An 11,522-nucleotide genomic window follows, 5' to 3' on the forward strand; every position below is an offset into this window, starting at 1 on the left:
TTAAAATTATTTTTAAAAAAGCAAGTTACCTCAAAAGCCTCGTTGATTCAAGGAAGCAGCAGGCTTTTAGAAGTTATTTTTCCAAACTTTTGCCTGGCTTTTTTAATTTGATTAAATTATAGGAAATTTCTTAGTGTCGATTTTTTGCAGTATATAAACCCAAACATTACTATGGAATCAAAAGAAAACAATTCCCTTCAGACAAATTACATCTCACTAAAAACATTTGTTTTGCTGTTATCGCTATTTGCCTTTATGGCATGCCAGGAAGACGAGGAATCTGTTCCCAGAGGAGAAACGGACATTTCGGGTGTGGTTACGGGAGATAATGGTCCTGAGGCGGGGGTATGGGTGATCGCAGAAACCCTGGACCTCCCCACCCGCTATGCTAAAATCGTGGTCACGGATGATGAAGGCAGGTACCTGATACCCGAATTACCGGATGCGGAATTTGATATTTGGGTAAGGGGTTATGGGTTGGTGGATTCACCCAAAGAAAAGGCCAGACCGGGTCAATCATTAAACCTCCATGCAACAGCGGCTCCAAGTCCGGAAGAGGCAGCACAATACTATCCTGCCGGGTATTGGTTTTCGCTATTGGAAGTTCCTGATAAAAGTCATTTCCCCGGAACCGGTCCTGAAGGAAACGGCATAGCTCCCAGCATTACCAATCAGGCCCAATACCTGAGAAATATAAAAAATGGCAACTGCCTGGCCTGCCACCAACTGGGCAGCAAGGGTACGCGGGAGTTTCATCCCAGTTTTAGGGAAATTGAAAGTTCAGAGGCCGCCTGGGAGAGAAGGTTACAGTCCGGTCAGGCCGGTGCTAGCATGACCTCTTCCCTGCACCAATTGGGGAAAGAGGGATTTTTAAAAATGTTTGCGGACTGGACAGACCGCATAGAAGAAGGGGAAATTCCGGAAATGCCCCAAAGGCCGGAAGGGCTGGAAAGAAATGTGGTCATCACCCAATGGGACTGGGCTGATCCCAAGGCCTATTTACATGACCTGGTTTCCACCAACAGAAGAAACCCGACGGTCAATGCCAATGGGCTGATTTATGGTGCCCTGGAAGCCAGTGCCGATTACCTTCCCGTGCTTGATCCCGTAAACCATACCACGTCCAGGGTACCCCTGACAGTAAGAGATCCCAATACCCCTGTTGCCTCCGGCCCGGAGATGCCTGCTGCTTCCCCCTATTGGGGAGAAGAAGCCATCTGGAACAGCAAAGCCAATGTACACAACCCCATGCTGGATGAAGAAGGCCGGGTATGGATAACGGCTGCAGTTCGTCCTTTTGATAATCCTGCAGTATTTAAGGAAGGATCCGATCATCCATCCGCCAAAGTTTTTCCGCTCAACCGATCCAGCCGTCATCTTGGGGTTTATGATCCCGAGACCGAAACATACAAACATATCAGTACCGGATACAGCACCCATCACCTGATGTTTGCCGAAGACGAAAACAACACCCTTTGGACCAGCGGCGGAGGTCAGGCGGTAGGTTGGCTGGACACCAAAAAATACCTTGAAACCGGAGATGAAATCGCTTCTCAGGGATGGACCCCCCTGATTCTGGATACCAATGGCAATGGAAAAAGAGATGCTTATGTGGAGCCCAATGAAGCCATAGATCCTAAAAAAGACAAAAGAATTACCAATGGGCTTTATGCAGTGGCTCCCGCTGCAGATGGATCTGTTTGGGGTTCTTCCCTGGGTTACCCCGGAGCTGTCGTACGTATAGTTCCCGGTGATAATCCCTCTGAAACTGCGCTGACGGAATATTATGAATTACCTCTGGATGAGGCGGGAGAACCAGTAGAGGGTTGGTCTCCCCGGGGAATGGATATTGACCGGAATGGGGTGGCCTGGGTAGCCCTTGCCAGTGGCCACATGGCCAGCTTTGACAGGAGTAAGTGCAGTGGACCTTTAAATGGACCGGATGCCACCGGACAACACTGCCCCGAAGGCTGGACCTTTTACCCGGAACCACTTCCCCAGATGAAAGGAGTGGACTATCCGGGAAGTGCCGAATCCAGCTATTACACCTGGGTGGATCAATTCAATACCTTGGGTTTGGGAGAAAATATACCTATCAACACAGGAAATGAATCAGAAGGCCTACTGGTATTAAAAGACGGAGAGTGGGTAGTGCTGCGGGTTCCTTATCCCATGGGCTTTTATACCAAATGGATGGACGGACGTATCGATGATCCCGATGCAGGATGGAAAGGAAGGGGAATCTGGGCTACGATCAGTACCCGTACACCTTTTCACATGGAGGGAGGAAAAGGTACCACCAGCAAGGTGTACCATTTCCAAATGCGACCCGATCCGCTGGCTTATTGATGAAAATCAATTAACTCTTCCAAAGTTTAAAACTTTGGAAGAGTTAATTATTTATTTGGAAGAGTTAATTGAAAATAGACCTGTCAGGTTTTTATATTAAGGTTTAACCCTTTCCAAAATCCCTAAGAGCAGTTCGACTGCGGCCCTGGCAAAAGCCTGATCATTGATATTGGCAGCTATTAGGCTCGTTGTGATTTCCGGATTCAGTTGCCTGGATAAGGTGTCTTCAAATGCAACCGTACATTTTTTATCAAAAAAAATATTGCCGGGGGCATCCAGCTGGGAAAAACCATTGAGCGGAGTAATGACCGTTATTTTTGATTTATCCTGGCTTTTGTTCAGTTTATTCGCAATTTGCTTTGCCATCGCCATATTTTCTGCTTCATTTGTCCGCATCAGGGTTACATCCGGAGCCCATTGATAGAAAAGCCTGTCTTTGTATGGCTTCGGAACGGATGATTGGGTGCCAAAATTAACCATGTCCAGGCATCCCGGGGCAAGCACCAGGGGCAGGTTCATTTCCACCGCCGCATTCAACCTTTCAGGACCGGCACTTAAGATTCCTCCGCAGAGCTCATCTGCCAGCTCGGTAGTGGTCAGGTCCAATACGCCATCAAAAACCCCTTCGTTGATCAAAGCTTCCATGGCCTTCCCTCCCAAACCATTGGCATGAAAGGCCATTACCTCAAAGCCCTTCTCCTGCAAAATACGGGTACATTCATTGACGCAATCCGTTGTATTGCCAAACATGCTGATGGCAATGACACCTTTCGCTTGCTTCATTTGGGTCACCTTCACCCTCGCCATGGCCATAATGGCTGCTGCGGCCTGGTCAATGATGGGCACAATAATGCTGTTCAATTCAGCCACATCCACGACTGACGGAATAAGGACGATATCCTTCAGACCCACCAGGGAAGAAACATCTTTTGTGGCCAGGGTGGATATACAAAGCTTGGGTAGACCCAAGGGCAAGCCCTGCATTCCAGAAAGAGCGAGAAAGGTCCCCCCTCCTCCACCCATGGCAATCACCCCTTTAAGCTTGTTTTGTCTGGAATAAGAACTGAGAATTTTTCTCAATCCTTCTCCCATCACTTCAAGGGCGAGTCCCCGGTCTTTCTTGCTCCTCAATTCCTGAAGTGCCCTGCCCCCATATGCCGCTACCTGATCAGCTTCCAGGTCCACGGGGAAAATATCCGTAGAGCCCATGATACCTGCGTTGATGCAAAAAACATTTTCGCCGGTAGCCAGAATCTGTTCCCGGAGCCGGGAAAAAACGGCAGCCTTGGTGTCAAAACAACCCATGATCACTATGGATGGTGCTGAAGGTAAATTCATTTGATGATTTTATCGATCCAAAGTAAAATTACGATTGAATGTAGCCATTTTACTCCTTTGATTAAAGTATACAGTCATTAAAAAACTTTAAACCAAAAGCATTGAATAGGCTTTGATTTTTATCTCATGGCACTAAGGCTTATATTTATAGCTTCACTTTTAAACACCATTAAATTTCAGCGATGACAACTAACAAGCCCCTCTTCGAAAAAATTTCACGTGACATGGACTTTCTGACCAACTGCTTCCGAAAGGTATTGCAGCAGTTAGGTGAACATGATTTGGAAAAAATGGTCATCCAAAAAACTGAAGCTATGGAAATCGATCTGGAGGCGGGAGAGTTGGAAGAGAAGCACATTCAGGTCCTCAGCATTTACCTGCAGTTAATGAATTTAGTAGAGGAAAATGCCGGGGTTCAGATGCGCCGGAAGATGATCAATGAAAATGGTTTTGGGTCCATCCGGGGGTCTTGGGGAGAAACCCTGCAGCGATGGCAAAAGCAAGGTTTGACAGCCAATCAAATGGCGAAAGCCATTCAACAAATACAGGTCTATCCGGTATTGACTGCCCATCCTACGGAGGCCAAAAGAAAATCCATCCTGGAGCTTCACCGGGAAATTTACCTGAACCTGGTCAAATTGGAAAACAATGCCTATTCAAAATTTGAAAGGACTGGTTTGGAAAGGGAAATAGTAGCCCTTCTGGAGCGCTGGTGGAGAACAGGCGAAGTATACCTGGAGAAACCTACCCTTGAAATGGAAAGGAATAACGTGATGCATTATTTTAGCAAAGTCTTTCCTAAAGCACTGCTCAAGGCCGACCAACAGCTGATGGATAGCTGGTCCGCCATGGGGTTTGACCCCTCCGTTTTTAATGAGGCAGAGGCCTTTCCTGATTTTCAATTGGGCAGTTGGGTGGGTGGAGACCGGGATGGTCACCCTTATGTCAGTGCCGAACTTACCCAAAACACCTTATTGGAGCATAGAAAGACAGCCTTATCCCTGATTCTCGGAAACCTGGAATTATTGGGATCAAGAATGAGTTTTTCTGCCATAAGGAATCCGGTCCCGGAATTTTTCAAGGAAAAAATACAGGAAAAAGCTGCGGCATTAGGTCCGGAAAGTGAGCCTGCCCTAAGCCGCAATCCCAGAGAACCCTGGAGGCAATTTATCAACCTGATGTTGGTGCAGGCCAGAAACACTTCCCTGCAGCGATGGGATCAAGCAAATTATCCCCATGCCAATGCATTATTGGATGACCTGCATATCCTTAGAAAAAGCCTGTTAGAAATAGATGCCGGAAATGTGGTCACCCAATTTATTTTACCCCTTGAGAGGCAGATCAAATGTTTTGGGTTTCACCTGGCCCGCCTGGATATCCGGCAAAACAGCAGCTTTCATGAGAAAGCCATGGAGCAAATCATCGCTGGCACTTTTACCGGTTTAAGCCCTTATTCCTCCTGGACGGAAGCGGAAAAGGTACAGTTTATCGGTGATGAACTTCAAAGCAACAGGCCATTTGCCTACCCCGGCAAATCCTTTGGTCCGGAAGCAGATAAGGTATTGGCTTGTTTTCAGGTCATTAGAAACCACATCGATCAGTTTGGTGCTGATGGAATCGGTTCGTTTATCGTCAGCATGACCCGAAGCCTGAGCGACCTTTTGGTGGTCTATTTGTTTTTGCGAGAGTCCGGTTTGGACAGAAATCACTTTCAGGTAGTTCCGCTGTTTGAAACCATTGAAGATTTACAGGAATCCGGCCGTATTCTGGAAGCTTTCCTCAGCCATGCTGCCTATCCTAAAAATAACAACCTGCAGGAGATCATGCTGGGTTATAGTGACAGCAATAAGGATGGGGGGATCATGGCCAGCAGGTGGCATATCTATCAGGCCGAGCAGGAATTGACTGAGACTGGAAACAAGTATGGAAAAAATCTGCGCTTTTTCCACGGGATAGGAGGAACCATTAGTCGGGGAGGTGGAAAATATCACCGTTTTCTGGAAAGCATGCCGCCGGGCAGCCTGCAGGGATCCCTTAAAATTACTGTGCAGGGAGAAACCATTTCCCAGCAGTTTGCCAATCTCCTCACCGCCGGCTACAACCTGGAAATGCTTTTTTCAGGCACGGCACTTCAGACCTCCTATACCTTGTATCCGGAAAAAAACCGGGAATATCCTGTAACGGCTTTAGAAAAGCTGTCTGCGTTGGCCCAAAATCATTATCAGGAACTGGTCCGCCATCCTGATTTTCTGGAATTCTATGGACAAGCTACTCCAATCGATGTGTTGGAACTCAGCAAAATTGGGTCAAGGCCTTCCCGGAGAAGTGGAAAAAGAACATTGGATGACCTGAGAGCCATCCCCTGGGTATTTAGCTGGAGCCAGTCCAGGTTCAACCTCACGGGTTGGTTTGGTATTGGGACAGCTTTTGAACAATTAAAGAAATCGCATGCTGAAGATTACCGGGAATTAAAATCAAATTCAGAAACCTGGCCTTTATTAAGGTATATATTGATACAAGTGGAAACGAATTTATTGAATGCCGATGAAGAAATCATGAACCAGTATGCCGGCTTGGTGGAAAACCGGGAAACCGGAGTAAAATTCACCAAAAGCATCATGGAAGAACACAAACTGGCACTGGAACATATAGGAGTATTATTGGGAAAGGAAAGAGAGGAAAGAAGGGCAAGCCTGCTGGACAGTATCCTGCGGAGAAAGAATGCACTACACGGGCTGCACCAATTGCAATTGAAGAACCTCAAAAGTTGGCGGGCTTCCAAAGAGATCGACTCACCTCTTGTCACCCGCTTGCTGAAAATAACCACCGCTCTGGCCAGCGGCCTGAAGAATACGGGCTGATCAATGCTGCAAATCCTTGTATTTTAGCAGGTTCCAATAAAGAAACGCCTCGGAATCATGGCTTATTTTCTCTGCCCAGAGTTTAAAGCTTTTCTGCTGATAAACCCTTGCTGCTATGGATAGGGGTTTGGCCAAACGGGAATCGTCCTTCTCATGAATCTGTTCATAGGGCCAATCTTTCCCTGACTTTAAATAAGGCACCATAAACTCCAGTGCCCTGCGGATACTCCCTCCCTTTGAATTTTCGTACGTCCAAAGATCCAAACCGGTATGGTCAGCTGCTTTGGCGTAGCTCATGATTCCCAGCAGGTTCATGGCACTGTAGTCCCAGGATCGTGTACGGTCCAGTTCTTTAGGTTGAGACCCGTCTGCCTCGATCATTTCATCCATGATCAAAGGAAGCCCCACCTGAGCCAGGCTGTCGGCAATCTCCTGCTGGTCTACATAAAGGGCCAGGGGAATGGCCTGGGCAAAATACCAGGTGGTATGGTTATTACCATGGACGGCTTCATCTTTTCCATGGTCACTATTGATCAGCCAATCCAGGTATTGGGATATCCAATCCTCTAAGCCATTTTCTATTGCTGTATTCCAGTGTTTTGAATCTGAAAGCATGAATAACATATCCGGTAATTCGGAAAAAGAGCGGGTATCAATAATCCCTATCCCCCTGCCTTCCGTCCTTCCCGGAATGCGCTGGGCATAGTTCAGATTAGGGTTCATTTTACTGTCAGGATCTAAAAACCATGCCTTGAGTAACCTGATGGCATGGGCTGCATAGGCTTCTTCTGCCGAAAAATAGTAAGCTTCACTCAAAGTCCTCAGGGCACCCATCAGTTTTCCCAGTTCTTCCTTATCCTTGTATTCGTAATATTCCGGATTGATTTCCCCATCCCTTCGGATGTAGGGAAGCCCATCCTCTTTTTCCGGATCGGGCCACCAGTAGGGACCCATGCTGGTGTAATCGTGTATGTCGCCACTTGGAGGCAACTGGGTTTTATGGGTAACAGAAAAGGGCCCCTCCAATAATTTTTGATCTGCTTCCCTGAGAAGGGCCTGCAATTCTGGAAATTTCGGCTTTTCCGAAACAAGGGAAACCTGGGTTTTCGCACGGTGCAACATTTTCCCATCAAGTAAAATGAATTCATCAACTGTAGGCTGGGCTTCCTGCGAGAGGGCAAAAGTTGGCAACAGCAGGAAAATGATCAGGTGATGATACGCAATGTTTATCAAATTATTTTGAATTTTCATGTCATTGGTTCGTTAGGTGGATGCGGGTATTACAAATGGCTACTCTTTACTCATCAAATCATATTCGGCCAAATCCCAATATATAAATTCGCCATTTCCGGTGATTAACTGATCCGCTATCTTTTTGAATTCCTCATTCTGGTATTTAAAAGCCCCTATGTTAAGGCTGTTTTTGAGTTTTTCGGGTTCCAGGTCCAAAATTTGCTTGTATTCCCAGCTTTTTTCACCTTTTGCATAGGGAGCCAAAAACGCCAATGCTTCTTTAAGTCCGGCTCCTTCCTCATTTTTGTACTCCCAAAGATCCCGGCCCAGGTACTCGCATCCTTTTGCAAAATAAAGCATGGCTTTGAGGTTCATGGTACTGTAGTCCCAGGTCCTGGTTCTTCCCAATTCCTCCGGTTGACCGCCATCTTTGGCGATCATCCGGTCCATGATCATGGGAATGCCCCTTTGAACAAGGCTATCAGCCCTTTCCAGTTGACCGGAATAAATCATCATGGGAATTAGCTGGGTATAGTACCAGGTAGAATGATTGTTACCATGCACCGCTTCTTCCTTGCCATGTTTGCTGGTGATCAACCAATTTCCATAGGATCCCAGCCACTCCTTCATGCCTTTTTCGTAGGAGCTTTGCCAATGGCTGGAAGCGGAAAGCAAAGTGATCAAATCAGGCAACAGCACAAAACTCCGCGTATCAATGATACCTGAACGCCTACCCTCTGTAATTCCGGGAATCCGCTGGCCAAAATTCAAATTAGGGTTCATCCTGGTTTCGGGATCTAAAAACCAGCTATGCAAAAGAGCAATGGCATGTGCGCCGTACTTTTCTTCTTCCGTAAAATAATAAGCCATGGCCAACACTTCCATGGCGTTCATCATTTCTTCCAGCACCCATTGGTCCTGGTATTCATAAATTTCAGGATTCGCCTGACCGTCTTTCCTGATATAGGGAAGCCCATCGTCCGTGTCAGGGTCAGGCCACCAGTAAGTACCCATGCTGATATAATCGTGTTTGTCACCGCTGGGTGGCACTTGTGTTTTATGTACCACAGAAAAGGGTCCCTTCGTCAACTTTTCATCAGCCCGGTCCATCAGTTGCTTTAATTCAACCGGAAAAGCTTTATCCTGTTCTGAGGTTAATTTTTGCTTAACTCCCTTGAGCACATCTGCTTCAAGGATAATGAGTTGCCCTAAGCCCTTACTTTGTGAAATCCCCAGAAAAGGCGTGAAAAGGAGCATCCAAAAGACTATAATTCTTTTAACCATTGCATCGAATTACTTTTTACCAATGCTCAAAACAATGAAACAGCATGATTTAACGATTCTATTAAACATACTATTTCAGAAAATAAAATTACAATGGGTTTCAAAGGTGAAATCCAGTAGCTGGCCTATTTTTTATCTCGGAAAGTCATTACCAAACCAATGATCAGCAGTACGACGCTAACGATCACAGGTGTCCAATTGGCCGAACTGACTGCTATATCCATACCCAGTAGACTGAAACTTTCTGAGTCTTGCATCGCCTGGATGCCAAATACAATGGTGCCAACGGCCCCTAAAATCAATAAAATGATGCCTGCGGTTTTCATAGTGTTGGGTTAATTGGTGAATTATGTAAAATAAGAAGAAAATAACTGATTATCAATTTAAAAAAATCCGTTGATAATTGGTACTATTTGATTGTAAAGAATTTGAAAGCATACTATCCAATCAATGATAAATTTACCATCATAAAATTTGATAATGAAAATTATCAAAAACTAATCCAGATCTTTAAATACATATTCCAGATCAAGTCGGTATCCAGGGATACTATTGGATTCAATAACATCCCCTGAAGTGAAAAGCCGGGATGGAATATATTTCCCTGTGGTAAGGGTATAAGTCATGACGGTCTGCTCGTCAGGATGGATAATCCAATATTCCTGCACTCCACTTTCTTCAAATACTTCATATTTGTTTTTCAGTTCTTTTTTATTGCTTCCGGGAGATAAAATCTCTACAATCAAGTCTGGGGCACCGATGCATCCCATAACATCTAATTTGCTTTTATCACATATTACGCAAATGTCTGGTTGGACCACGGTATAAATGTCCTCATTTTTCTTTGATTTTACGGGCAACCTTACATCAAATGGCGCTACGTAAACCTTGCAGGGATGCTTCTCCAGAAAATTAAACAACTTATTAAAAACCTTTCCGGAGATCTCCTGATGAATCCTTCTTGGCGCAGCCGCAGCAGACCTGAATACCTTGCCTTTAATCAATTCTACCATTTCATCCAGCTGCCAGGTCAGGTAATCTGCATAGGAATACCTGCCATAGTCCGTAAAAGGTTCTTTGATTTTATTTTTGGTTTCTTCCTCCTCCATTTCACCAAAATACAAAAAAATACCGAATAAAAATAGCCGATTCAATATCAGTTGGGGGAACTAATGGGCACAAATTAAGCTTATCCGGAAAGGGTATTTTAGTCCTCATCGTTTCGCCGAATTCATTGTGTTCTAGCCGGAACCCAAGTTCGATCTATTTTGCGTAAAATGGTTCAACCCCTTCCGGGGTTTAAGGTTCGTTTTTGTTAGCTTTTTTCCGTGGGCGGCACCCACGGTTATTGTTGTTCAGGCCCTTCAGGCCTGCTTTTACAGAGAAAAATATCATTCGTATGGAACGGCATTTAAAGAATTAACTTTTTTTAGTCCTATCAAATGAAGTGAAGTCCGCTATCCCTTCTCCAAAAAAAGCTTTTAATCAACTCCGAAGCCTGGAGGGCTTCAACAATAATAACCCCGGGCGAAACCCGGGGTATATGAGCGGATATATCCTTCCACCAACCCCGGAGAGGGTTGAACATTTTTTCCAAAAAAGCCCGGAATCAAGTACAAAACCGTTCAAACGAACCAAATTGCCATCTATTACAATCGAACTCAGGTTAGGAATACCACACCCCTAATCCAAGTCCTCAAAAAGCTCCCTTACATCCAGGTGAAAACCTGCAATGCAGCTGGAAGATACGATATCTCCTCCTGTAAAAAGTCTTGAAGGAATATATTCCCCCTGCCTGAGGGTATAAACCAGTAAAGTCTGCTCTGAAGGATGAATAACCCAATATTCCTTAACTCCGGATTCTTCGTAAACGATGAATTTGTTATAGATTTCTTTCGGGTTGTTTCCCGGAGAGAGTATCTCGACTATCAGATCTGGTGCCCCTATACATCCCGCCTCATCCAGCTTTGTCCTGTCAGATACCACGCAGATGTCGGGTTGCACTACCGTGAAGATGTCTTCATTTTTTTCCGAATGAGCAGGTAGCCGAACATCAAAAGGGGCCTCGAAAACCTTGCATGTCTTATTTTTCAACAAATAGTACAGCTGGGAAGCTATTTTCAGGGAGACTTCCTGGTGCTTTCTTCCCGGTGCGGCAGCTGCTTTGAATACTTTACCTTTAATCAACTCCACCATTTCATCTATCTGCCAGGTCAGGTAATCGGCATAGGAATACGTTCCATAATCGGTAAAGGGTTCCCTAATTTCATTTTTCGCTTCTCCCTGCTTCATCTGACTATAATACGAAAAAGAATCAAGTAACTAAAATCCGCAAACCTGTACCGTTTTTCCACCAACAAGAAGCTTTGACTAGAAGAAACCTGACCCGTTTAACCCTCTCTTAATCAGTTGAATATTAGATTTTGTCAGGGCCTTTCTTTTCCTGCATTTGGATAT

The 11,522-nt window shown here is 45.3% G+C and carries 8 protein-coding genes; 2 read left to right on the forward strand and 6 right to left on the reverse strand.

Going from position 1 to position 11,522, the window contains the following annotated elements:
• Positions 1-171: 171 nt before the first annotated feature.
• Positions 172-2,349 (forward strand): carboxypeptidase-like regulatory domain-containing protein, encoded by a 2,178-nt coding sequence (locus GL182_RS05300; RefSeq protein WP_163378590.1) that lies wholly within the window; start codon positions 172-174, stop codon positions 2,347-2,349.
• A gap of 96 nt (positions 2,350-2,445) precedes the next feature.
• Here GL182_RS05300 and GL182_RS05305 read toward each other — a convergent pair whose 3' ends face one another.
• On the reverse strand, positions 2,446-3,687 hold the full coding sequence (locus GL182_RS05305) for a Tm-1-like ATP-binding domain-containing protein (protein WP_163378593.1): 1,242 nt from the start codon (positions 3,685-3,687) through the stop codon (positions 2,446-2,448).
• Positions 3,688-3,869: 182 nt separating this feature from the next.
• Here GL182_RS05305 and GL182_RS05310 point away from each other — a divergent pair, with 182 nt between their 5' ends.
• A complete protein-coding gene (locus GL182_RS05310; RefSeq protein ID WP_163378595.1) occupies positions 3,870-6,548 on the forward strand; it encodes a phosphoenolpyruvate carboxylase in 2,679 nt (892 codons plus the stop codon).
• Here the strand turns inward: GL182_RS05310 and GL182_RS05315 are convergent, their stop codons facing one another.
• The 5 genes from GL182_RS05315 to GL182_RS05335 all read right to left on the reverse strand — a co-directional run bounded on the left by GL182_RS05315 (position 6,549) and on the right by GL182_RS05335 (position 11,357).
• Complete coding sequence (locus GL182_RS05315; protein ID WP_163378597.1) at positions 6,549-7,799, reverse strand: alginate lyase family protein; 1,251 nt, start codon at positions 7,797-7,799, stop codon at positions 6,549-6,551. It abuts the gene before it with no gap.
• 39 nt (positions 7,800-7,838) lie between these two features.
• Entirely contained in the window at positions 7,839-9,065 is a 1,227-nt protein-coding gene (locus tag GL182_RS05320) for an alginate lyase family protein (protein ID WP_163378599.1), read from the reverse strand.
• Positions 9,066-9,190: 125 nt separating this feature from the next.
• Positions 9,191-9,391, reverse strand: a complete 201-nt coding sequence (locus GL182_RS05325) for a hypothetical protein (RefSeq protein ID WP_163378601.1) — start codon at positions 9,389-9,391, stop codon at positions 9,191-9,193.
• Positions 9,392-9,562: 171 nt separating this feature from the next.
• Entirely contained in the window at positions 9,563-10,174 is a 612-nt protein-coding gene (locus GL182_RS05330) for a Uma2 family endonuclease (protein ID WP_163378603.1), read from the reverse strand.
• Positions 10,175-10,748: 574 nt separating this feature from the next.
• Positions 10,749-11,357: a Uma2 family endonuclease gene (locus GL182_RS05335; protein WP_163378605.1), complete on the reverse strand. Its 609-nt coding sequence runs from the start codon at positions 11,355-11,357 to the stop codon at positions 10,749-10,751.
• Positions 11,358-11,522 lie beyond the last annotated feature (165 nt).

Source organism: Cyclobacterium sp. SYSU L10401 (assembly GCF_010993705.1).
Lineage (GTDB): Bacteria > Bacteroidota > Bacteroidia > Cytophagales > Cyclobacteriaceae > Cyclobacterium.